Below are 22,378 nucleotides of genomic sequence, written 5' to 3' on the forward strand. Positions count from 1 at the left end.
GATTATAGGCGTCCAATACTCGAAGCCGGAGACCCGAATGACCTGTTATGCCCTGGGGGACCAGACCCCGCAAATCGACCCGAGCGCCTACATCGCCCCGGAAGCCACCCTCATCGGCGCGGCCACCCTGCAGGCGGGCGCCAGCGTCTGGCCGGGGGCGGTCATCCGCGCCGACAACGAACCCATTGTCGTCGGCGAACAGTCCAATATCCAGGAAGGCGCGGTCCTGCACGTCGATGCCGGCAAGCCGCTGACCATCGGCAAGCAGGTCACGGTGGGCCACCAGGCCATGCTGCACGGCTGCACCGTCCAGGACGGGTCGCTCATCGGCATCCAGGCCGTGGTGCTCAACGGGGCGGTCATCGGCCGTCACTGTCTGGTGGGGGCGGGGGCGCTGGTCACCGAAGGCAAGGCGTTCCCGGACCGCTCCCTGATCCTGGGGGCGCCGGCCAAGGTCGTGCGCACGCTATCGGACGAAGAAGTCGCCCAGTTGCAGCACAGCGCCCAGGACTACGCCGCGCGGGCGGCCCGCTACAAAACCGCGCTGCGCGCCCTCTGAGCCGCATGGGGCGGCCGGGGTCTGCGTGCCTTGCCCAGGCCCGCATCGCGCCGCTGCCCGGCTGCGCGATGCGGCGGGCGGGTTCAGCGCCGCGCCAGGCAGGCCGCGTACAAGCGGACGTAGGCCGCCACCATGGCCGGGACCGAATACTGCTGCGCCACATGGGCCTGGGCGCGCCGCGCCATGGCCTGCGCCGCCCGGGGGTGGCGCAACAGCCAGGCGATGCGCCGGGCCAAGGCCCGGGGATCGCCCGCCGGCACCAGCAAGCCACGATCCGGGGCCAGGATTTCCGGGTGCCCGCCCACGGCGGTGGCCACTACCGGCAAGCCCGCCAGGCAGGCGTCCAGCACGCTGGTGCCCAGGGCTTCGGCCAGGGAACTGCTGACATAAAGGTCGGCCAGGGCAAAATAATCCCCCACCCGGGCCTGGAACCCCTGCAATAGCACCCGGTCTTGCAAGCCCAGGGCCTGGATCTCGGCCCGGACGGCCGAAGCCGCTGCGCCATCCGCGCCGCAGTGCAGGCAGATCAGCCCCGGGAAATCGGCCTGCAGGATCTGCACGGCACGGACCAGCGTCAAGGGATCTTTTTCGGGACTCAGGGCCGCCGTCGTCAGCAATACCGGCGGGCGCGGCGCGGCACCGGCTTGGCCACCCCGGGTGGGCGGCAAGGCGCCCACCGCCGGCGCGGCCAGGCCCAGCCGATGGCGCAGGGCCTGGGCCCGCTCCGGGTCGGCCGCCCAGGGCTGCACGGCGCTGGGGATGACGGCGACCGCCAGCCCCAGGGCCCGGGGGCCGGCCGCCGCCGCCTGGCTGATGGCCACCAGGGCATCCGCCCGCGACCATTTCCAGCGCTGGCGCCGGGCGCGGCCGGGCTTGTCGAACGCGGTGCGCCGCGTAAACACCAGCGCAGCCGGCAGGACGGGGCGCAACAGCGCCAACAGGCTCATGGCCTGGGCGGTGTGCGCGTGGATGAGATCGTCGGCGCCGCGCCGCGCCAGCAGCAGGCGCGCCAAGGCCGCGCCGCCCCGGCAGTCCAGCACCGGGATATCCGCGTCCCGGGCGCGCTGGGCCAGCGGCGCGCCGGCGCGGGCGGCCAGCGTCACGGCGTGGCCCGCCGCCCGCAGGCCCTGCAAGAGCAGCAGGGTCTGGCGTTCGCCCCCGCGCCAGCCTTTTTCAAGATTGATGTGCAGCACGCGCATGGCGCGGGCGTCAGCCCTTGCGCACCGGCCGCGTCCAGCCCGCCACGGTCTGCTGCCGGGGCCGCGACAGCGTCAGCTGGCCCGCCGGAGCATCGCGGGTCAGTGTCGTGCCCGCCCCCAGGGTAGCGCCCTGGCCCACGCGCACCGGGGCCACCAGCTGGGAATCCGACCCGATGAAGGCGTCGTCCTCGATGACGGTCTGGAATTTATTGACCCCATCGTAGTTGCAGGTGATGGTGCCCGCCCCCACATTGACCCGGTCGCCGATCTGGGCGTCGCCTAGGTAAGCCAGGTGGTTCGCCTTGGAGCCGCGCCCCAGGCGGGTTTTCTTGAGTTCGACGAAGTTGCCGACATGGGCCTCCGGGCCGATGTCGGCCCCGGGCCGCAGCCGGGCATAAGGGCCGATGCGCGCGGCGGCCCCCACCAGGGCGCCATCGACATGGGTATAGGCATCCAGCACGGCCCCGGCGCCGATGCGCGCGGCGCGCACCACGCAATGCGGCCCGATGCGCACGCCGTCGTCCAGCTGCACATCGCCTTCGAAGACGCAGCCGACGTCGATGAACACATCGCGCCCGCAGCGCAAAGCACCGCGCAGATCGAAGCGGGCGGGATCGGCCAGGGTCACCCCCTGGTCCAGCAGGCGGCGCGCCTGTTCGGCCTGCCAGATGCGTTCGAGCTGGGCCTGCTGCACCCGGCTGTTGACCCCCAGGGTTTCCCAGTGGGCGGCGGGCTGCGCATGCGCCACCGGCACGCCGTCGCGCACGGCCAGGCCGACGATGTCGGTGAGATAGTATTCGCCCTGGGCGTTGCGGTTGTCGATCTGCCCCAGCCACTGGCGCAAGGCGGCGGTGGGCGCCGCCAGAATGCCGGTATTGACCTCGCAGATGGCGCGTTCGGCCGCGCTGGCGTCTTTGTGCTCGACGATGCGCCGCACCCGGCCCTGGGCGTCGCGCACGATCCGTCCATAGCCGCCGGGATCGTCCAGGGTTTCGGTGAGCAGGGCCAGGCCCGCCCCCCGGGCCTGCAACAGGGCCCGCAAGGTATCGGCCTGCACCAAGGGCACGTCGCCATACAGCACCAGGGTGGTGTCGCCCGCGTCCTGGGCTTCCAGCAAGTGGGGCAGGGCCTGCATCACGGCATGGCCCGTGCCCTGCTGCGGCTGCTGCAGGGCGAAGGCCAGCTGGCCATCCGCAAACGCGGCCTGGACCTGATCCGCCCCGTGGCCCACCACGACCACGATGCGGTCCGGCGACAGGGCCTGGGCGGCATCCAGGACATGGCCCAGCATGGCGCGCCCGGCGATGGGATGCAGGACCTTGGGCAAATCGGACTGCATGCGCTTGCCCTGGCCGGCGGCCAGGATGATGATGTTCAGCATAAATCGCGTACTGTGGGAATCGGAAATCGGGAAATCAGGCGCCACGTTTTTTGGAACTGGCGGCGGGCTTGGCGGCGGCCGGTTTCGCCGCCCTGGGCTTGCGGGCGGCGGGCTTGGCCGCGCCGGCGGCTTCCGGGGCCGGTTCGGCGGCCTGCTGCTGGGCGGCTTGCTGGGCGGCTTCCGTCACCTGCTCGAAGCTGGCCGCCGTGGCGTCGCGCAGTTGGTTGAACTGCTGCTGCACCAGATTCCACCAGTCGCTGGCCGCCTGGGCGTAGGCCTGGCCGGAATCCTTGGCCGCCGCGGCGGCCTGCGCGGGCTGGGCGGCAGCCGGGCCCGGCGCGGCCGCCATCCCGGGGAAACCGCCCCCCGCAAAGGACTGCAGCGTCTGCAGGGTGCTGCGCTGGATTTCCAGCCCCTGGATCGTGCTGGCCAGCATGGTGGCGTTCAGCTGCAGCCAGTTCTGCACCGTCTGCAGTTCGCGGATGCGGCGGTCCAGGTCTTCGGCGGACAGCGTCGGCATGGCCGGCGCGTCCAGGGGGCCGCCGCCGGCCAGGGTCTGCCAAGCCTGGCGCATCATGTCCAGGCCCGCCAGCAGGGGATTGCCCGCCGCATCGCCGGCCTGGCCAAAGCCGGGCAACACAAAGGGATTGGTTTTGTCTTGTGCCATGAGGTGGTCTCCTGTGCCGGCATCCGGGCCGGCGTCAAGCGCTGCTGAATAAAGCCGCTGCCTAAACGGCAGGCAGGCGGCGCTGCAATGAATCCAGAATACAGAGTTCGGCTTCCAGTGTGAAGGCCCCATGCAGAAGCATATCGCGCAAAGCGCGCATCTCGACGCAACGGAATTCCATGACTTCGCCATCCAGGCTGGCGGGCGCCGCTGCGGCATCCAGCACGCAATCGCTCACATGCACGGTTTCGACCTGATAGCCATCGGGCAGGCGCCGGTGCATGCGCAGCACCGTGCGCAAAGGGCCATGGGCGGAGAGCTCGACCGGGGCCAGGCCGGCTTCTTCGTGGGATTCGCGCAGCAGCGCGGAAGCCGGGTCTTCGCCGGCGGAGACCAGCCCCCCGGACAGCGTGTCCCACAGGCCGGGGTCGGTGGATTTCCCCAGGGCCCGGCGGGCCACCCACAGGCGGCCATCGGGCGCCCAGGCGTTCAGGTGCACGGCATGGGTCAGCAGGCCCAGGGGACGCACAGCCCCGCGCTCGATGCGCCCCAGCACGCGGCCTTCGGCAAAAACGTCCAGGAGTTCGTCGCGCCAGCTGCGGATGTGGCCGCAATCGCGCAGGAGGAGGGCGATTTCCTTCAGGACGGCATCCATTCCCAGGCGCCGGGCGGGAACGGGTGCCAGATGGGCGGCTTCGGGTTCGAGGCGGACACCGGGGTGATGCGCAATGGCATCCAGGACAGCGGGGGCGACCCAGCCCGCCACCCGGCCGGACACCGTGACCGGACGGGCCCCCGAAGGCGGCAGCTGCTGCGCCCGCTTGACCAGGCGGGCGCGACGGGCGGTGAGTTCATCGGGAGCAAATGCCGCAGCGGTGGAGTCCATCGAAGTATTGTAGTGGATGCCGCCGCCTTTGCGGCGGCCCGGGACCGACCCGCGAAATCGGCTGCCGGGGCCGATCGCCGGGGTGGGTCGCCGGCCCCGGCGACCGGGACCCAGGCCGGGTAAACCCGGGTAAACTATCCGATCACACAGCTCATTCTTCCGCTTGTTCTCAGGTAAGGCCATGTCCATTCCATTCTCCGCGCCGCGCCGCGCCGCGCTGGCGGGCGCCCTGGCGGCGCTGTCCCTGGCGCTGGCGGGCTGTTCGCCCAGCACCGCCACTCCCCTGCCCTTCGAAGGCAACGACATCAGCGGCAGCGGCCTGGGCCGCGACTTGGCCATGGTCGATACCCAAGGCCAGGCGCGCACCCTGGCCGACTACCAGGGCAAGGTGCTGCTGATCTTCTTCGGCTATACCCAATGCCCCGACGTCTGCCCCACGGCCATGGCCCAGGCCGCCCAGGCGCTGGAACTCCTGGGCCCGCAGGCCCGGGACGTCCAGGTCATCATGATTTCCGTCGATCCCGCCCGCGATACCCCGGAAATCCTGAACACTTATGTCCACGCCTTCGACCCCTCGTTCGTGGGCCTGACCGGCACCCCCGGGCAACTGGAAAAAACCGCCCGCTCCTTCAAGGCGTTTTACGCCAAAGAGCCCGGCCCCACTCCCGAGCAATACGCCATGAATCACTCGGCGGCGTTCTACCTGATGGACCAGGACGGCAATGCCCGCGCCCTCCTGGGGCCCTCGCTGACCCCGGAAGACATGGCTCACGACATCCAGTTGCTGCTATGAAATAAGCGCGGCCCAAGCGTCCGGCCGCCGGCGGCCGACCGGGCCGCGCCCAGGCACTGGGCGGGTCAAGCGGCCCCGGGATTGTCCTTGCCGGCCGACGGGGCGCCGCCCAGGTCCGGCAGGGGTTCGTGCTGGCGCTCGCCGGACTCAAACTGCCGCCAGACTTCCACCGCCCGCAGGCGCTGGCGCACGATGGCGTCGATTTTTTCGTTCAGCGCCGGAAACCGGCCCAGCAGCTTCTTGAAATCTTTTTCGTGCAGCATCAGCAGGCGGCTGTACCCCAGCGAACGCGCCTGCGCCTGGAAATCCTGGTGCAGCACCAAGGCCATTTCGCCAAAAATCTGGCCGCTGCCCAGTTCGGCGGTCGTGCCATCGGGCAAATCCAGGACGACGGCGCCGGACGCCACGAAATACATGGCCCGGCTGTTGCGTCCGACCCGAGTGGGGATTTCCTGCCCCGGCACGGCCAGGCGGGGCTTCAGCACCTTGCTGATGGCGGCCATCATGGCGTCGTCCAGCCCCTCGAACAGGCTGACCCGCTTGACCAGATCGGCCGCGCTCAGGGAAATATCCAGGTCGTTTTGTTGTTCCAGCGGCCCCCAGCGGGTTTCCACCTGTTTGACCAGATCGGCATAGGTTTCCCCATTGATCAGGTTTTGCGCCAGCATGTCCCGATAGCGGGCCAGCTCCATCGAGCGCGCCATGCGCGCCAGGTAGGAGGCCTGCATGTGCTGGGCGTAGCTGGGATATTGCAGGGCCATGGCCTGCAAGGCCCCGTCCAGCAGGGCCAGACGGCGCTGGTGCGCGGCAATGATGGCATCGGTGACCTCGGCACCCAGCAAGGGCTGTACGTCGGTGCGGGCAAACTGGATCAGGCGGCGCGCCACGGCCCATTTGGACATCAGGTTGGTAAAGCGCTGGGCCAGGGCCCGTCCCAGCCAAAAGGGGCGGCCGGTCAGGTGGTGCAGCCGCAGGGCCAGGCGCAGGCCCTTGGCATAGCGCAGATCGGCTTCGATGCCCGCCTCGAAACCCGCCATGCCGCCTTGCCGCACGGCATCGCCCAGGCGCTCCGCGCGCGCCAGCAGCGATTCGGCGGTGCGCCAGTCGACCACCTGAGCCTTGAGGGCGGCAAAGAACATTTCTTCCTCGCGCCCGGCCAGGATGCCCATGCCCACGGCCACACGTTCGTCCATGGACAGCTGGTGCACCTGGCTGGCATCCACGCTGGCCTGGCTGGCATCGAAAACCGTATTCAGGCGGCCCAGGACTTCCTGGCCGACGTGCTCGTTGTGGGCGACCTCGGCGATGCGCAGGCGCAGGGATTCCAATTCCACCACCTGCGCCTGATCCCGCAGAATGCGGTCCACCGGCGACAGCTGGTTCAGGCCCAGACGCGCAATCAGGGGCCGCAGCGTCAGGCCATTGATGAACAGGGTCATCAACACGAACCCGGTGGTGGCCACGGCGATGAACTGGCGGGCGTCGTGGGGGACGGCGTGCTGTTCGGTGACCGCCAGCGCCAGCGCCAGGGAAACTGCGCCCCGCAGCCCGCCCAGCAGCATCACCGCGCGATAGGAGCGGCTGACCCGGGTGGACAGCCGCAACCGCCCCAGCACGGGCAGCAGGCCGTAGATGATCACGGCCCGCGCGGCCAGGGTCACGACGAAAAGCACCAGGATCAGGAAGACTTCCATCCAGGTGATTTCGGCCATCATGCGCGGAATGAGCATGGCGGCGAACAGGAAGATCAGCGAATTCGCCCAGAAGCCGAACTGCGCCCAGGCGCCTTCCAGCTGCTCGAAGGTGGTGGGCGACATGCGCGTGCGCCCGCTGGACCCCACCACCAGGCCCGCGATCACCGTCGCCACCACCCCGGATACGCCCAGATAGTGCTCGGCGACGAAGAAGGTCAGATAGGCCAGGGCGACGGTCAGGGTGACCTCGGCGGCGGGCCAGCCCCGCAGCCAGCCGAACAGCGCGGTCGCTAGACGCCCCATCGCCAGGCCCGCCAGCCCGCCGCCCAGAAAGCTGATGAGAAAGCTGCGCGCGACTTCGAGGGCGGAGGGTTCGCCGCCGGTGAACAGCACGCCCAGCAGCACGGAATACAAGGCGATCGACGCCGCGTCGTTGAACAGCGACTCGCCCTCGACCAGGGTGGTCAGACGCCGGGGCGCCCCGACCTCGCGGAAAATCCCCACCACGGCGACCGGGTCGGTGGTGGCCACGATGGCGCCCAGCATCAGGCAGACCACCAGGCCATAGGGCGAAATCGCCGCCAGCGAGAAGCCCACCGCCAGGGTGCACACCACCACGGCGACGATCGCCATCACCAGGATCGGACTGATGTCGTCCAGCAGGCGCCGGATATTCATGGCCAGCGCGGTCTCGAACAACAACACCGGCAAAAAGACGAACAGGAAGGTCTCGGAGGAGATTTCAAAGTGCTGCAGGGAATCCAGGAAATCCCCCACGACCCCCGGCGCCCAGCCATGGACATGGATGACCACCCCCAGGACAAAGCCCGCGATGGCCAGCAGCACGGAATAAGGCAGCCGCAAACGCCCCGCCAACGGCGGCATGAAGGAAATCAGGGCCAGCAAGCCAGCCAGGCCAAACACCAAAAGGCCGATTTTCATGATGACGAGAAAGATTCCAGTGCATCAAGTATGCCATGAGAATGGCGGCATCGTTGCTGGCTGGCGGTGCTCAGTTGGACAGCAGCACAGGCACCGTCATGGAAGACAGCAGGGTGCGCGATGCCCCGCCCATGACCCACTGGCGCATGCGGCTGTGGCCATAGGCCCCCATGACGATCAGGTCGCTGGCCAGGTCCGTGGCGGTGTTCAGGATGACGTTGCCCACCCCGAAGCCCTCGCTGCCTCTGCGCAGGCTTTTGGGTTTTGGATAGCCCAGGCTGACGCAATAACGGCTGAAGTCGTCATCGCGGAGGTCCTGCGACTGCAAGGTGTCCGCCTCGCGGTCGATTTCCAGCACGGCGAGTTCCCTGGCCTCGCGCAGCAAAGGCGCGGCATCGCTGAACGCCCGCGCGGCTTCGCGGCGCTGGTCCCAGCAATACAGCACCCGCTGCCCGATGGTTTCGATAGCGCCGAAATTCGGGATCATCAGCACGGGACGCCCCGCCGCCATCATGACGGCTTCGGGCAGATTGGGCATGAAAGCGGAAAAATTGTCCGACTGGCCGCCCTTGCTCATGATGATGAGGTCGCAATAGCGGCTGTGCAGGCTCAACGCCGCATCGGTCTCGCCCTTGGGCACGCGCCAATCGGCCCGGACGCCGGCGGCGGCGGTCTTGTCCGCAAAAGCCTGCTCAACCGCGGCGCGGTCTTCGTCGTAGCGGCTGCGCAGCAGCTTGCTGACATCGGGCGGCATGATGCTTTCTTCGTAGGTGCGGCCAATGATCCCCCCCGGGGCATACACGCCGACCAGTTCGGCCTGATGCGTCTTCGCCAGCAAGATGCCGGCCTCGATGCGGCGTTCGCACGCCTTATCATCGCTTAAATGGATAGCAATGCGACCTAACATGAAAAACCTCCTGTGAGTTACCCACCGGCCAGGCAGGGTTTGCCCAGCTACTGCCATCATATCGGCAAGCGGCGGAAATCGGGAGGCCGCAATAACCACAATCACAAAGCAGGTTTGACGCAGATCAAGGCTTGATCCGCCTTCATTCGCGGTGATCAGCTGAGGGCGGAACTTGCACCCCAATCATTAACCGTCCAACTTTATGGGGTCAGTTCATGCTGGGCGCACAAAAAAAACGGGATACCGAGGAGGTATCCCATGAACATCCGCTTCGATAGGGAGGGGAAGAGGAGAAGATGAAGCGGACGACAGGGCGGTGCGGCCAGGGAGCCGGATATCCACCCATTGATCGGTTAGTCCGGCTTGATCAAGAAAAGTTCAGCATCACGAAAACCATGATGTAACAAATAAATTCAATGCCGGCGCTCAGGCCTCGATGAAATCGGCCTGGCGTTCGGCCAGGGCGGTTTTCAGTTTCTTGAGGGCGGCGGCTTCGATCTGGCGCACGCGTTCGGCCGAGATGCCGTATTCGGCGGCCAGCTGATGCAAGGTGGCGCCGCCCTCGTCGGTCAGCCAGCGGGACTGGACGATATGCTGCGAACGCGCATCCAGCGTATCCAGGGCCTGGGCCAGACCTTCGGTCTGGAGGGTATCCATGCGACGCCGGGCAAGCACCTGATCCGGCGACTGAGACTCATCGGCCAGCCAGGCGATGGGCGCGAAGCGGTCTTCGTCGTCGGCCGGGGCGTCCAGGGCGCAGTCGCCCCCGGACAGGCGGACTTCCATCTCGGCCACGTCTTCGGGGCGGACATCCAGGGCCTGCGCGATGTCCGTGACCTGGTCGGGCGCCAGCGCATGGCCGTCGGGCCGCATGCGGCGCAGATTGAAGAACAGCTTGCGCTGGGCTTTGGTGGTGGCGATCTTGACCAGACGCCAGTTGCGCACGACGTACTCGTGGATTTCGGCGCGTATCCAGTGGACGGCAAAGGTGACCAGACGCACGCCGCGCTCGGGATCGAAGCGGCGCACGGCCTTCATCAGGCCGATATTGCCTTCCTGGATGAGATCGGCGTGGGCCAGGCCGTAGCCCAGGTACTGCCGGGCCACGGAGACCACCAGCCGCAGGTGCGACAGAATGAGTTCGCGGGCGGCGGACAGGTCGTTCTCGTCGCGCAGGCGGCGGCCAAGGCTGGTTTCTTCTTCGGCGCTCAACAGGGGAAGCCGGTTGACGGCGCTGATGTAGGCTTCGATGGAACCCAGGGCGCCCGGATTGGAGATGGCCTGCGCAAGCTGGGCCGGCGCCAGCGCCAGGGATGACGAGGAGTGGCTCATGGGGCAATGTCCTTGATGATGGCCTTATCTTAGCACTCTAAGACCAAGAGTGCTAATTTCTTGGCAACCTAGGTTAGACGGCGGTATCGGCAAAAAGTTCCTTTGCGGCGCATTGGCCAGCCGACAGTCCAGGGCCGGCGGCCCGCCGCGTCCCGAACCAGACGGGACGGCCCACGGCCGCAGGCGGAATCAGGGCAATTCCAGCTCGGCGACCAGGGGGGCGTGATCGGACAGGTGTTTCCAGGGGGCGCCATGCAGCACGCGCGCCCGGCGCACGGCAAAGCCGCGCTGATAGATGCGGTCCAGGCGCAACCAGGGAAACATCGAGGGAAAAGTGCGCGGCGGCGGGGTCAGGCGGGCCGCCAGCCCGGTCATGGACAAGGCCGGCGTGGCCCCCTGCGGCTGGCCGCGCAGCCAGGACATGCGCTGGCGCAGCTGGGCCACGCGATGACGCAAGCGGTAGATTTCGTCCGTGCCCTGCGGCGCGGCGGCAAAGACCTCGACCAAGCCCAGCTGCTGGACAAACAAAGGGGCCAGGCGGTTCGCCCAGTCGTTGAAGTCGCCCGCGATCAGCAGGGGTTCGTGATCGGGCACCAGCCGGCGGATACGGTCCAGCAGGGCATGGACCTGACGCGAACGCCCGCCGGCCAGCAGGCCCAGATGCACCACCAGGCAGTGCACCGGCGTGCCTTCGACCTGGATCACGCCATGCAGCAGGCCGCGCTGCTCCAGCCGGTGGTCGGAGATATCCTGATTTTCGTAATACAGGATGGGGTAGCGCGACAACAGGGCGTTCCCGTGGTCCGTGGCGGTGTGCACGGCGTTGCAGCCATAGGCCGCATGCATGTGCATGGCTGCCGCCAGCGATTCGTGCTGGGCGTCCAGGCTGCCGCGCCGCTGGTTGCGGCCCTGGACTTCCTGCAGGAACAGGAGATCGGGCCGCAGGCCGTACAGGCCCAGGCGCAGATCCGCCAGCGACTCCCGTCCTCCGGTGGCGGAGCGCCCCTTGTGGATGTTGTAGCTGACGACCCGCAAGACCGACATGCCGCCGCCCTTATTTGGGCTCGACCTGGCGCAGGCGGATGTGCAGCTCGCGCAGCTGCTTTTCATCCACCGCGGACGGGGCCTGCACCAGGAGATCCTGAGCCCGTTGGGTCTTGGGAAAAGCGATCACATCGCGGATCGACTCGGCCCCGGCCATCAGGGTGACAAGGCGATCCAGGCCGAAGGCCAGGCCGCCGTGCGGCGGCGCGCCGAATTGCAGCGCGTCCAGCAGGAAGCCGAACTTGGCGCGGGCCTCGTCCTCGTCGATTTTCAGCGCCTTGAAGACCTTGGTCTGGACATCGGCCCGGTGGATGCGCTCGGAACCGCCGCCGACTTCCCAGCCATTGATGACCATGTCGTAGGCCCGCGCCAGGGCCTGCCCCGGATCGGATTCGAGCAAGTCCTCGTGACCGGGCTTGGGGCTGGTGAACGGATGGTGGGCAGCGGTGTAGCGCTGGGCTTCCTCGTCGTATTCGAACATCGGGAAATCCACCACCCACAGGGGCTGCCAGCCGGCCTCGAACAGGCCGTTGCCGCGGCCGAATTCGCTGTGGCCGATCTTGACCCGCAAAGCCCCGATGGCATCGTTGACAACCTTGGCGCGATCCGCCCCGAAGAAGATCAAATCGCCGCTTTGGGCGCCCGTGCGCTGGATCAGGCCGCGCAGGGCATCGGCGTGGATATTCTTGACGATGGGCGACTGCAGGCCCTCGGGGATGGCGCCGGCGTCGTTGACCTTGATATAGGCCAGGCCGCGCGCGCCGTAGATGCCCACGAACTGAGTATAGGCGTCGATTTCGCTGCGCGGCAGGCTGGCCCCTCCCGGCACCCGCAGAGCCACCACCCGGCAGGCGGGGTCTTTGGCGGGCCCGGCGAAGACCTTGAAGTCCACATCCCGCATCAGATCGGCCACATCGACGAATTCGAGCTTGACCCGCAGGTCGGGCTTGTCGGAGCCGAAGCGCCCCATGGCTTCGGACCAGGGCATCACCGGGAACGGATCGGGCAAGGCCACATCCAGCACCTGGCGGTAGATGTCGCGCACCATGCCCTCGAAGATTTCGCGGATCTGGATTTCATCCAGGAACGACGTTTCGCAATCAATCTGCGTGAATTCGGGCTGGCGGTCGGCGCGCAGGTCTTCGTCGCGGAAGCACTTGGTGATCTGGTAATAGCGGTCGAACCCGGCCACCATCAACATTTGCTTGAACAGCTGGGGCGACTGCGGCAAGGCAAAGAACTCGCCGGGATTGACCCGCGAAGGCACCAGGTAATCGCGCGCGCCCTCGGGCGTGCTGCGCGTCAGCATGGGGGTTTCGATGTCGATGAAGCCGAGTTTGTCCAGGTGGTTGCGCGCCACCATGGACACCCGGTAGCGCAGCATGAGATTGCGCTGCATCAGGGGGCGGCGCAAGTCCAGCACGCGGTGCGTCAGGCGCGTGGTTTCCGACAGATTGTCGTCGTCCAGCTGGAACGGCGGGGTCAGGGAGGCATTGAGGATTTCGATCTCGCGGCACAGGATTTCCACATCCCCCGAAAGCAGATCGGGATTGCGCGTGCCTTCGGGGCGCAGGCGCACCAGGCCGGTGATGCGCAGGCAGTATTCGTTGCGGATGCGCTCGGCGGTGGCGAAACCTTCGCGGTTGTCGGGGTCGACCACCACTTGCGCCAGACCGGCCCGATCGCGCAGGTCGATGAAGATGACACCGCCGTGGTCACGGCGGCGATGCACCCAGCCAAACAAGGTGACGGTCTGATCGAGGTGGGCTTTGGACACCTCGCCGGTGTAGCAGGTACGGTTCAAGAAAAGCTCCGGTATTGGATATTATTTGTAGACAAGACAGCGCTGGGATTTTACTGAGAGGGCCTGTCGATGGCCGGCGCGCCGGGCGCATCCGCCACAGCGGCCAGAGCGGGCGGCGCCACGACCCCCATGGAAACAATGTACTTGAGCGCGGTTTCCACAGACATGGCCAGCACCTGCACATCGGCGCGCGGCAGCATCAAAAAGAACCCAGAGGTCGGATTGGGGGTGGTGGGCACATAGACACTGACGTAATCGCCCGCCAGCAGGGCCGCGATTTCGTCGCACGGCGCGCCGGTCAGGAACGCGATGGTCCAGGCCCCCCGCCGGGGATACTGCACCAGCACGGCCTGGCGAAACGCCTGGCCATTGGGCGCGAAGACGGTATCGCTGACCTGCTTGACCGAATTATAAATGGAACGCACCAGGGGAATGCGGCCCAGCAGGGCTTCCCAGCGCGACAGGATCGCCCGGCCGATGAAATTGGCGCAGAACAGGCCGGTGAACAAAATGACGGCCAGCACCAGGCCCAGCTCGAAGCCGGGAATCGCCACCCCGAACAGGGATTCGGGCGACAAAAACGCGGGCACCATGGAATCCAGGGTGCGCGCCAGCATCATCAGCACCCAGATCGTGGCCACCAGGGGCAGCCAGATCAGCAGGCCGGTAACGAAATAGCGTTTGAAGAATCGCATGAAGCCCGGGACGCGCGTCAGCGGGAAGCCGCCGCAGCGGCGGAGGCCGCGCCCGACGCCGGAGCCGACGGGCCGGCCGCCGCCGGCGCGGCGGGGCCGGCGGGGGATGCCGCGCCCAGCACGCCATCGGAATGTGCACCGGATTTCCCCGAACCGCGGAAATCGGTTTCGTACCAGCCCGAGCCCTTCAGGCGGAAGCCGGCGGCCGTGACCTGTTTTTCGTAGGCATCCTGCCCACAGGCGGGGCAGGTGGTCAGGCGGGGATCGGAGATTTTCTGCAATACGTCCTGCTGATGGCCACAATGGCTGCAGCGATACACATAAATAGGCACAACGAATGTCCTGTAAGTCTCAACTGGTTGAATTTTAGTCCTTTTCAGACAAAGGAGGTGGGCAGCAGAAACAGAACGGCCGCCACCAGGGTGGGCACGGCCGCCGAGGCCAGCAGCCGCAGAGGCGAGATCGTGCCATCCCCGAAGCAACCCTTCAGGATGGAAAAGCCTGCGGGGTTGGGCGCATTGGCGATGACGGTCAGCCCGCCGCCCGTCACGGCGCCCGCCACCAGCATGTAGCGCCAGAGATCGCTGGTGCCTTCGACCAGCGACCCCAGATAAGTCAGCGCGGCATTGTCCGTCACGGCGGTCAGCGCCGTGGCCCCGGCAAACAGCACATAGGGCGACAGCCCCCCCAGCAGGTCTTGCAGCCACCACTGCTGCAGGCCGCCCAGCACCACCAGCCCGGCCAGGAAGAACCCCACCATCAGGCCCTCGCGCAGCAACAGAGGCGACTGATGCCGCTTGTAGGCATGGGCATAGCCGATGAACAGCACCAGCAGCGCCAGGAAGATCTTGATGTGGTGCGAGGACAGCACCACACCGACCAGGAACAGCACATGCACGGCCATGACCACCCGCGACACCGGCGGTCGCGGATCGTCCTGCTCGACGCCGATTTCGCCATTGAGCAGGAAAGGCCGGCACAGCCAAGTCAGCACCAGGCTGTTGAAGACGACGGCCACCACGGCGCGCCAGCCGAAGTGCGTGGCCATGAAGGCGGAGTCCCAGCCAAAGGCCTGGGCGACCATCAGCACCGGCGGCGCCGCATAGGCCGTGAGCACCCCGCCGATGGATATATTGACGAACAGCACCCCCACCGTCAGGTACTTGAAGCCGTCCTGGCCGGGGCGGCGGAAATACGCCTGGCGCAGCAGCAAGGCGGCCAGGGTCATGGCGGCGGGTTCGGTGATCAGGGACCCCGACAACGGCACCAGGGACATGACGACGAAAAACCGGGCCAGTTCGGCGCGCACGGGCAGGACCCGCGCCACCCCGTCGACCACCAGGTGGACGAGTTCGATGATGGGCCGGCTGGCCGCCACGACCATGATCACGAACACAAAGGCGGGTTCGGTGAAATTGCGGGTGTCCAGATATTCGACCGCGCCGCCGGCCCCGAGCGTCAGCCCCATCCAAATGAACAGGACACAGGCCCAGACCCCGAAGACGGCTTCGACCTCGGAGAGCAGATGCCATAAGCCCGCATGCCGCCCGCCCCGATTGGCCAGGCGCGCAAAAACAGGCACCGAAAAGGTGTGGATGATGGCAATGGCGAACAGTACGCTGGCCACTGCCTCGGTGTGACTGACCATATCCGAGTCCAAAAATAGTTAAACAACGGGCCGGCGGCCCGGCGCGATGCCGACCGACCAGCCCCGATAAAAATCCGGCAACCGCATCCGGTGCGAACGCCCAGGCCGCCCTGACGGAGTCAGATGCCCTCCAGCATCAGACGCGCGCCTTTTTCGGCAATCATGATGGTGGGCGAATTGGTATTGCCCGAAGTGATGACCGGCATGATCGACGCATCGACCACCCGCAGGTTTTCCACCCCCCGCACCCGGAGCGCCGGGTCGACCACCGCCAGCGGATCGACGCCCATTTTACATGTCCCCACGGGATGGAAAATGGTGGTGCCGATATCGCCCGCCGCCGCTTCGAGATCGGCCTGGCTTTGCACGGCGGCGCCGGGCAGGTATTCCTGCGGCTGATAACGCGCCAGCGCGGCCTGGGACATGATGCGGCGGGTCAGGCGCAGGGCATCGGCCGCCACCTGGCGGTCGTCCGAGGTCTGCAGATAGTTGCACAGGATGTCGGGCTGATCGGCCACATTGGGCGAGGTGACGCGGACATGGCCGCGGCTGCTGGGCTGCAGATTGCAGACCGACGCGGTCATGGCCGGGAAGCGATGCAGCGGGTCGCCGAATTTATCCAGCGACAACGGCTGCACGTGGTATTCGAGATTCGCCCGGGGCCGCGCGGGATCGGAGCGGGCAAAGGCCCCCAGCTGGGATGGCGCCATGGACAGCGGCCCCCGGCGCAGCAGGGCATATTGCAGGCCCATCCAGGCTTTGCCCCACCAGGCGTTGGCCAGGGTGTTCAGTGTCAGCGCCCCCTGCAGGCGATAAATCATGCGCAGCTGCAGATGGTCTTGCAGATTTTCGCCCACCCCGGGCAGATCGTGCACCACGGGAATCCCCAGCGGGCGCAGGCGTTCGGCGGGCCCGACGCCGGACACCTGCAGCAGCTGGGGCGAGCCGATGGCCCCCGCCGCCAGCACCACCGCCCGGCCGGCCTGCGCATAGCGCCGCTGGCCATCCTGCACAAACGCCACCCCGGTGACGCGGCGGCCGGAAAATTGCAGGCGCTCGACCCGGGCCCCGGTCAGCACCTGAAGATTGGCCCGCCCCCGAACGGGATGCAGAAAGGCCTTGGCGGCATTCCAGCGCACCCCCCGGCGCTGGTTGACCTCGAAATAATTGCAGCCGGCATTATCGCCCTGGTTGAAATCGTCCGTGGGCGGGATGCCGGCCTGCCCGGCGGCCTGCCGGAAGGCGTCCAGCACGGCCCAGCGCAGGCGCTGCGGCTCGACCCGCCAGGTGCCGGCCGCCCCGTGGAACGCGCTGGCCCCCGCGTGGTGGTCTTCGACGGCCTTGAACAGGGGAAGGACATCGTCCCAGGCCCATCCGGGGTTGCCCAGCGCGGCCCAGTGGTCGTAATCGGCCGCCTGGCCGCGCACATACAGCATGCCGTTGATCGACGACGACCCGCCCAGCACCCGCCCACGCGGATAACCCAGGGAGCGGTAGTTCAGGCCGGGATCGGGCTGCGTGTGATAGCACCAGTCGGTGCGCGGATTGCCGATGCAATACAGATAGCCCACGGGGATGTGTATCCAGCGCCAATCGTCTTCCCCCCCGGCTTCGAGCAAAAGCACGCGGTGCCTGGCCGACAGGCGGTTGGCCAGCAGGCAGCCGGCGGACCCGGCCCCGACGATGATGTAGTCGGCGGCGAGCGATGTCTCGGTGTTGGCGGCGTCGGCCATGATGCGATGTCTCCCCGGGCTCGGCGTCCCGTTTGGTGCTGTCGGATCAGTCTAGCCGAATTCGGTTTCTTGCGGCAGGCGCGGGGCGGGCGGCGCGTCCGGCTCAGACCGGCAGAACCGTCCCGGCCAGGGCCGCCACGATCAACAGGACGCCGACCTGCATATTGGAGCGGAACAGCCGCAGGCCGCGCTCGGGACGCCGCACATCGAAACACGCCATCTGCCAGACAAAGTGACCGGCGATCACGGCCATCACGAGGTAATAAGGCCAGGCCATCCCCATGCCCCAGCCGGCCGCCAGCCACAACGCCGCCGTGGCGGCATAAAATCCGCCGATCCAGGCGCGGCCCCGGTCGCCAAAGCGCATGGCGACCGATTTGAGCCCCAGCATCCGGTCGTCGCGCAAGTCGATATAGGCATAGATGGCGTCATAGCCAATCTGCCACAACACCGCCCCCAGCCACATGGCCGCCCCGTACCAGGGCAGGATGTCGCGGGTGTCGGTCCAGGCCATCAGCATGCCCCAGTTGAACGCCATGCCCAGCACCGCCTGCGGCCAGTAGGTGAACCGCTTGCACAAAGGGTAGACGATGACCAGGGGCAGCAGGGCCAGGGCCAGCCAACGGCTGTAGGCGTTGATGGCCAGCAGCAGGCTGGCGCACACCAGCAACTGGGCCAGCACGAACCACAAAGCCGCCGACAGGGTCAGCTGGCCGCTGGTCAGCGGCCGGAAGCGCGTGCGCTCGACCCGGTGATCGAAATTGCGGTCGAAAATATCATTGAAACAGCAGCCCACCCCGCGCATCAGCAAGGCGCCCAGCGAGAACACCACCAGGCGCCACACGGTGGGCCAGCCATCGGCCGCCTGCACCAGGGCCGCCAGCGCGGGCAGCAGCGTGAGCCAGGTGCCGACGGGACGATCCAGGCGGCACAGGCGCGCATACGGCCCCCAGGCGGCGGGCAGCCAGCGGGCCACCCAGTCGTCCAGGTGCATATCGGACAGATCGGGCGGCGCGCCCTGGGCGTGTCTGGCGGTGGGAGACTCTCCCGCCATCAGACCTGCCCGGCGGGGCCGATCAATTGCCCCAGCACCTGGATGCCGCTGCGGATGCGGTCTTCGGGCACCGTGACGAAACTGAGCCGCAGGGTGTTGGCGGGGGCCTTGACCCCGGCATAAAACGGCGCGCCGGGGACAAAGGCCACGTTCTGGGCAATGGCCTGCTGCAGCAGCTGGGTGGTGTCGATGCCCTCGCGCAGCGTCACCCAGATGAACATGCCGCCCTCCGGGCGCGTCCAGTGGGCATCGGCGGGGAAATACCGCTGCAGAGCGTCCAGCATATAGCCGCACTGGCGTTGGTACAGATCGCGCACCAAAGGCAGGTGGCGCTGCAGGAAGCCGTCGCGGATGGTTTCATAGACGGCCATCTGGGTGACGGTGGCCGTGTGAAGATCGGTGGCCTGTTTGATCTGGACGAGCTTGCCGATGATGTGCCGGGGCGCCACCACATAGCCCAGACGCATGCCCGGGGCCAGCACCTTGGAGAAGGTGCCCAGGCGGATGACGGTGGCCCCCGCCGGGCGGCCGAGTTCCAGCAGGCCGGGCTGGGGCTGGCCCGCGTAGCGCAGTTCGCCGTAGGGATCGTCCTCGATGATGGGCAGGCCCAGGGCGGCGCAGCGGTCGACCAGGGCCTGGCGGCGGGCGCGATCCAGGGTTAGCCCGGTGGGGTTCTGGAAGTTGGGCAGCACGTAAATGAAGCGCGCATCGCGCACAAGCGCGTCATCCAGGGCATCGGGCACCAGGCCCTGGGCATCGGTGGGCACCGCCTGGAATTGCGGCTGGAACTGCGAAAACGACTGCAACGCCCCCAGGTAGCTGGGCGCTTCGACCAGGACTTTCGAGCCGGGGTCGATAAAGAGCTTGCCCAGCATGTCCAGCGCCTGCTGGGAACCGGAAACGATCAGGACTTCTTCGGGGTCGATGGGCGCGCCTTCGCGGGAAAGATCCTGGGCGACCCATTCGCGCAGCGGGGTATAGCCTTCGGTGCGCCCATACTGCAAGGCCGTGGCCCCCTGGGTATCCAGCACACGGTCGAACGCGGCGCGGAGCTCGGCAATGGGGAAACCAGCCGGAGAAGGCAGGCCGCCGGCAAACGAGATGACCTCGGGGCGTTCGGTGATCTTGAGAATTTCGCGGATGGCCGAACTGGTCAGCTGCATGGCGCGTTGAGAAAAAACAGCGGGAGTATTGGTGTGCGTGTCCATGGGGAAGCCCGAATGTAAGCCTGCCTTTTGAGCCGGCTGATTGGCAAATTGCCGGTCAGCCCGGATCGGCGGGCAGCCGGCGCGGTATGACAGGGTGAATCCGCCCAGGGCCATGCTGGCTTAGGGTGGGAGATTGACCCTAAACCGCTTATCTTAGATCAAATATTGCTTGCCGAAAATGCGGATCAACGCGGATGTTGTTTTGCGGCCCGGCAATGGCGGCCCGGCGTCTGCATTCCGACGTTTGCATTCCGGCGGCCGGCGTTTTTTCGGCACGGGGCCGGCGGCGGCCCGGATCTGTGCCCCCGGGCCGCGCCGCATTAGTCCCGCACCAGGGAATCCCGCGTGATGTCGGCAATCGTGCGGGCTCCCGTCAGCGTCATGGCGACGCGCATTTCTTTTTCGATCAGCGCCAGCAAATTGGCGACCCCGGCCTGGCCGCCCACCGCCAGGGCATACAGCCAGGCGCGGCCCAGCAGCACCGTATCGGCCCCCAGGGCCAGCATGCGCACGACATCCAGCCCGGTGCGCACGCCGGAGTCGGCCAGCACGGCGATCTGGCCCTTGACCGCGTCAGCGATGGCCGGCAGCGCGCGGGCCGTGGACAACACCCCATCCAGCTGGCGCCCGCCATGATTAGACACCACGATGCCATCGGCCCCGAAGCGCACCGCCTCGCGGGCATCGTCGGGATCCAGAATACCCTTGATCACCATCGGCCCCTGCCAGAAATCCCGAATCCACTGCAAATCCTTCCAGGAAATGGAAGGATCGAAATTATTGCCCAGCCAGCCGATATAGTCTTCCAGCCCCGTGGGCTTGCCCAGGTACTTGGAGACATTGCCCAAATCATGCGGCCGGCCCCACAGGCCCACGTCCCAGGACCAGCGCGGATGCAACACGGCCTGCAGGTAGCGGCGCCAGGCGGCATACGGGCCGCTCATGCCGGCATGGGCATCGCGGTAACGGGCGCCGGGCACGGGCATGTCCACCGTGAACACCAGGGTAGACACCCCGGCGGCCTGGGCGCGTTCCAGCACGCTTTTCATGAAGCCGCGGTCTTTCAGCACATACAGCTGGAACCACATGGGGCGGCTGATGGCCGGCGCGACTTCCTCGATGGGACAGACCGACACCGTGGACAGGGTGCAGGGAATGCCGTGGCGGTCGGCGGCGCAGGCGGCCTGGACCTCGCCGCGCCGGGCATACATGCCGGTCAGGCCCACCGGCGCCAGGGCCACGGGCATGGACAAGGTCTCGTCGAACAGCCGCGTGGTGAGATCCAGGCTGGACATGTCGTTCAGCACGCGCTGGCGCAGGGCCACACTGGCCAGGTCGCTGACGTTATGCCGCAGGGTGTATTCGGCATAGGCCCCGCCATCGGCATAATGAAACAAAAACGGCGGCAGGCGGCGCCGGGCGGCGGCGCGATAATCGGTGGAGGCGGAAATAATCATGGGCTTGACGCATTCAGAGTAAAGAGGAGAGGCGCGATGAGCGCGCGCGGCGGGCGTCGTCTTCGTCCAGGGCGCGAACCATCGTGTGAACAAATTCCAGGTGCTGCCAGACGGCGGCGCGCGCCGCCGGCGCGTCGCCGCGCAAAATCGCCTGCAACACGGCTTCGTGCTGGCCGGCCAGTTGCTCCTGGGTATGCTGCACGGTGTACAGGCGCTGACGGCTTTCGCTGACATTGGCGTGCAGCAGCTGAAACAGGCCATGCATCATCTGCAGCAGCACGGCGTTGTGCGAGGCTTCGGCAATGGCCAGGTGGAAACGCGCATCCGCCTGCGCCAACAGGCCGGCATCATCGCGCCCCTGCTGGCGCAGCAGGTCGTCGAAGCAGGCGCGGATACGGGCGCGATCCCGGTCGGTGGCGCGCAGCGCCGCGTGCCAGGCCGTACCGCCTTCCAGGGCGTGGCGGGCTTCCAGAACATCATAACGATAGCCCGGGTCGTCGGACACCAAGCCCCCCAGGGCCTGGGTCAGGCGCCGGCCGGGCCCGGCGTCGTCTTCCGCCGGAGGCTGCAGGTAATGCCCCCCGCCTTGGCGGCTGCGCAGCAGGCCGCGGCTGGCCAGCTGGTGGATGGCCTCGCGCACGGAAGGCCGCGAGGCGCCCAAGTCCACGGCCAGCCGGCGCTCGGGCGGCAGGCGGTCGCCGGGCCGCAGGCCCCGATCGGCGATCAGATCCAGCAACTGCTCGGCAAGGCGGTCTGACAGGCGCATCGGATGTTTCCAGCGCCGTCAAGCAACCGCAATCATCCAGGGCGGACGGGCCGCCCGCCCTGCGGGGCCATGGGTTTGTTGCCAAAAAGGGGACATTGCCATTGTGAAATGATAGAAAATCCGCAACAGCCGACAAGCATGCTGCCACTGTATTGGTAAGACCACTTAAATGAAATAGGTTTTGTCGTTGAATTATAGAAATCTCGATCCAGACAAGTCAATAATAATATCGCAAACCGCTGTTTTAAAATCGAAATAACAAAAACCGATTGAATCGTGAACATGCGATTAATCAAGTAGTTAAACCGCCTTGCCCGGCGCTCATCGCCGATTTCTCAAGCCGTGACATGACGGCAGAATATCCAAACTGGTATGACCAATAAAGCCGTTTGCCATCGGCGGGATGCCTGCCGCGCCGCCCGCCCCGGAACGGTTCGTATTAACCCTGCTCGACAGCGCCGGGCGGCCACAGTAGAATGCCGCCATGACATTTCACGCGATCCCTCACGTTTCCACTTGGTGGCGCTCCTAATCGGGGCGGCACCCTGATGCGTGTTTCATCGCATTTTGCCGCCGTTCTGGCTGGCAAAGTTCTTCTCCCCCCTCTGT

The 22,378-nt window shown here is 66.9% G+C and carries 19 protein-coding genes; 2 read left to right on the forward strand and 17 right to left on the reverse strand.

Features of this window, described 5'->3' with window-relative positions; translation table 11 throughout:
* Positions 1-37: 37 nt before the first annotated feature.
* The gene (locus ACMHYJ_RS13580; RefSeq protein ID WP_414246714.1) at positions 38-559 is read left to right on the forward strand and encodes a gamma carbonic anhydrase family protein; all 522 of its coding nucleotides are present in this window, start codon (positions 38-40) and stop codon (positions 557-559) included.
* 83 nt (positions 560-642) lie between these two features.
* Here ACMHYJ_RS13580 and ACMHYJ_RS13585 read toward each other — a convergent pair whose 3' ends face one another.
* The 4 genes from ACMHYJ_RS13585 to ACMHYJ_RS13600 form a co-directional block, all read right to left on the reverse strand.
* On the reverse strand, positions 643-1,758 hold the full coding sequence (locus ACMHYJ_RS13585) for a glycosyltransferase family 4 protein (protein WP_414246715.1): 1,116 nt from the start codon (positions 1,756-1,758) through the stop codon (positions 643-645).
* A 10-nt stretch (positions 1,759-1,768) separates the two neighbouring features.
* Complete coding sequence (glmU, locus tag ACMHYJ_RS13590; RefSeq protein WP_414246716.1) at positions 1,769-3,139, reverse strand: bifunctional UDP-N-acetylglucosamine diphosphorylase/glucosamine-1-phosphate N-acetyltransferase GlmU; 1,371 nt, start codon at positions 3,137-3,139, stop codon at positions 1,769-1,771.
* Positions 3,140-3,173: 34 nt separating this feature from the next.
* Positions 3,174-3,806 (reverse strand): PhaM family polyhydroxyalkanoate granule multifunctional regulatory protein, encoded by a 633-nt coding sequence (locus ACMHYJ_RS13595; protein ID WP_414246717.1) that lies wholly within the window; start codon positions 3,804-3,806, stop codon positions 3,174-3,176.
* A 61-nt stretch (positions 3,807-3,867) separates the two neighbouring features.
* Positions 3,868-4,692, reverse strand: a complete 825-nt coding sequence (locus tag ACMHYJ_RS13600; RefSeq protein WP_414246718.1) for an NUDIX domain-containing protein — start codon at positions 4,690-4,692, stop codon at positions 3,868-3,870.
* Between the two features lie 181 nt (positions 4,693-4,873).
* Here ACMHYJ_RS13600 and ACMHYJ_RS13605 point away from each other — a divergent pair, with 181 nt between their 5' ends.
* Positions 4,874-5,485 (forward strand): SCO family protein, encoded by a 612-nt coding sequence (locus ACMHYJ_RS13605; protein ID WP_414246719.1) that lies wholly within the window; start codon positions 4,874-4,876, stop codon positions 5,483-5,485.
* 65 nt (positions 5,486-5,550) lie between these two features.
* On the opposite strand, the gene ACMHYJ_RS13610 is transcribed toward ACMHYJ_RS13605, so the two are convergent.
* The 13 genes from ACMHYJ_RS13610 to lldR all read right to left on the reverse strand — a co-directional run bounded on the left by ACMHYJ_RS13610 (position 5,551) and on the right by lldR (position 21,769).
* The gene (locus ACMHYJ_RS13610) at positions 5,551-8,121 is read right to left on the reverse strand and encodes a cation:proton antiporter (protein WP_414246720.1); all 2,571 of its coding nucleotides are present in this window, start codon (positions 8,119-8,121) and stop codon (positions 5,551-5,553) included.
* 70 nt (positions 8,122-8,191) lie between these two features.
* Positions 8,192-9,028 (reverse strand): universal stress protein, encoded by an 837-nt coding sequence (locus ACMHYJ_RS13615; protein ID WP_414246721.1) that lies wholly within the window; start codon positions 9,026-9,028, stop codon positions 8,192-8,194.
* A 426-nt stretch (positions 9,029-9,454) separates the two neighbouring features.
* Positions 9,455-10,360, reverse strand: coding sequence for an RNA polymerase sigma factor RpoH (gene rpoH / locus ACMHYJ_RS13620; RefSeq protein ID WP_414246722.1), 906 nt, complete (start codon positions 10,358-10,360; stop codon positions 9,455-9,457).
* 189 nt (positions 10,361-10,549) lie between these two features.
* Positions 10,550-11,404 (reverse strand): endonuclease/exonuclease/phosphatase family protein, encoded by an 855-nt coding sequence (locus ACMHYJ_RS13625; protein WP_414246723.1) that lies wholly within the window; start codon positions 11,402-11,404, stop codon positions 10,550-10,552.
* Between the two features lie 10 nt (positions 11,405-11,414).
* Positions 11,415-13,208 (reverse strand): aspartate--tRNA ligase, encoded by a 1,794-nt coding sequence (gene aspS, locus ACMHYJ_RS13630; RefSeq protein ID WP_414246724.1) that lies wholly within the window; start codon positions 13,206-13,208, stop codon positions 11,415-11,417.
* Between the two features lie 50 nt (positions 13,209-13,258).
* Positions 13,259-13,903: a DUF502 domain-containing protein gene (locus ACMHYJ_RS13635; protein ID WP_414246725.1), complete on the reverse strand. Its 645-nt coding sequence runs from the start codon at positions 13,901-13,903 to the stop codon at positions 13,259-13,261.
* Between the two features lie 17 nt (positions 13,904-13,920).
* A complete protein-coding gene (locus tag ACMHYJ_RS13640; protein ID WP_414246726.1) occupies positions 13,921-14,235 on the reverse strand; it encodes an FmdB family zinc ribbon protein in 315 nt (104 codons plus the stop codon).
* Between the two features lie 44 nt (positions 14,236-14,279).
* The gene (locus ACMHYJ_RS13645) at positions 14,280-15,551 is read right to left on the reverse strand and encodes a putative Na+/H+ antiporter (protein ID WP_414246727.1); all 1,272 of its coding nucleotides are present in this window, start codon (positions 15,549-15,551) and stop codon (positions 14,280-14,282) included.
* A 119-nt stretch (positions 15,552-15,670) separates the two neighbouring features.
* Positions 15,671-17,284: a GMC family oxidoreductase gene (locus ACMHYJ_RS13650; RefSeq protein WP_414246728.1), complete on the reverse strand. Its 1,614-nt coding sequence runs from the start codon at positions 17,282-17,284 to the stop codon at positions 15,671-15,673.
* 103 nt (positions 17,285-17,387) lie between these two features.
* Entirely contained in the window at positions 17,388-18,338 is a 951-nt protein-coding gene (gene ubiA, locus ACMHYJ_RS13655; protein ID WP_414246729.1) for a 4-hydroxybenzoate octaprenyltransferase, read from the reverse strand.
* Positions 18,338-19,546: a PLP-dependent aminotransferase family protein gene (locus tag ACMHYJ_RS13660; RefSeq protein ID WP_414246730.1), complete on the reverse strand. Its 1,209-nt coding sequence runs from the start codon at positions 19,544-19,546 to the stop codon at positions 18,338-18,340. Before ACMHYJ_RS13660 ends, ubiA begins: the two co-directional genes overlap by 1 nt.
* Before the next feature lie 320 nt (positions 19,547-19,866).
* Positions 19,867-21,003, reverse strand: coding sequence for an FMN-dependent L-lactate dehydrogenase LldD (gene lldD, locus ACMHYJ_RS13665; protein ID WP_414246731.1), 1,137 nt, complete (start codon positions 21,001-21,003; stop codon positions 19,867-19,869).
* 13 nt (positions 21,004-21,016) lie between these two features.
* Entirely contained in the window at positions 21,017-21,769 is a 753-nt protein-coding gene (gene lldR, locus ACMHYJ_RS13670) for a transcriptional regulator LldR (protein WP_414246732.1), read from the reverse strand.
* Positions 21,770-22,378: the final 609 nt, after the last annotated feature.

Origin of the sequence: Castellaniella hirudinis (genome assembly GCF_047468865.1) — a bacterium.
GTDB classification, from domain to species: domain Bacteria; phylum Pseudomonadota; class Gammaproteobacteria; order Burkholderiales; family Burkholderiaceae_B; genus Castellaniella; species Castellaniella hirudinis_A.

What these genes read in the sequence shown, in the direction of transcription:
- ACMHYJ_RS13580 (WP_414246714.1), top strand. Translation starts at nt 38, where the DNA reads ATGACCTGTTATGCCCTGGGGGACCAGACCCCGCAAATCGACCCGAGC.
- ACMHYJ_RS13585 (WP_414246715.1), bottom strand. Translation starts at nt 1,758, where the DNA reads ATGCGCGTGCTGCACATCAATCTTGAAAAAGGCTGGCGCGGGGGCGAA.
- glmU (WP_414246716.1), bottom strand. Translation starts at nt 3,139, where the DNA reads ATGCTGAACATCATCATCCTGGCCGCCGGCCAGGGCAAGCGCATGCAG.
- ACMHYJ_RS13595 (WP_414246717.1), bottom strand. Translation starts at nt 3,806, where the DNA reads ATGGCACAAGACAAAACCAATCCCTTTGTGTTGCCCGGCTTTGGCCAG.
- ACMHYJ_RS13600 (WP_414246718.1), bottom strand. Translation starts at nt 4,692, where the DNA reads ATGGACTCCACCGCTGCGGCATTTGCTCCCGATGAACTCACCGCCCGT.
- ACMHYJ_RS13605 (WP_414246719.1), top strand. Translation starts at nt 4,874, where the DNA reads ATGTCCATTCCATTCTCCGCGCCGCGCCGCGCCGCGCTGGCGGGCGCC.
- ACMHYJ_RS13610 (WP_414246720.1), bottom strand. Translation starts at nt 8,121, where the DNA reads ATGAAAATCGGCCTTTTGGTGTTTGGCCTGGCTGGCTTGCTGGCCCTG.
- ACMHYJ_RS13615 (WP_414246721.1), bottom strand. Translation starts at nt 9,028, where the DNA reads ATGTTAGGTCGCATTGCTATCCATTTAAGCGATGATAAGGCGTGCGAA.
- rpoH (WP_414246722.1), bottom strand. Translation starts at nt 10,360, where the DNA reads ATGAGCCACTCCTCGTCATCCCTGGCGCTGGCGCCGGCCCAGCTTGCG.
- ACMHYJ_RS13625 (WP_414246723.1), bottom strand. Translation starts at nt 11,404, where the DNA reads ATGTCGGTCTTGCGGGTCGTCAGCTACAACATCCACAAGGGGCGCTCC.
- ACMHYJ_RS13635 (WP_414246725.1), bottom strand. Translation starts at nt 13,903, where the DNA reads ATGCGATTCTTCAAACGCTATTTCGTTACCGGCCTGCTGATCTGGCTG.
- ACMHYJ_RS13645 (WP_414246727.1), bottom strand. Translation starts at nt 15,551, where the DNA reads ATGGTCAGTCACACCGAGGCAGTGGCCAGCGTACTGTTCGCCATTGCC.
- ACMHYJ_RS13650 (WP_414246728.1), bottom strand. Translation starts at nt 17,284, where the DNA reads ATGGCCGACGCCGCCAACACCGAGACATCGCTCGCCGCCGACTACATC.
- ubiA (WP_414246729.1), bottom strand. Translation starts at nt 18,338, where the DNA reads ATGGCGGGAGAGTCTCCCACCGCCAGACACGCCCAGGGCGCGCCGCCC.
- ACMHYJ_RS13660 (WP_414246730.1), bottom strand. Translation starts at nt 19,546, where the DNA reads ATGGACACGCACACCAATACTCCCGCTGTTTTTTCTCAACGCGCCATG.
- lldD (WP_414246731.1), bottom strand. Translation starts at nt 21,003, where the DNA reads ATGATTATTTCCGCCTCCACCGATTATCGCGCCGCCGCCCGGCGCCGC.
- lldR (WP_414246732.1), bottom strand. Translation starts at nt 21,769, where the DNA reads ATGCGCCTGTCAGACCGCCTTGCCGAGCAGTTGCTGGATCTGATCGCC.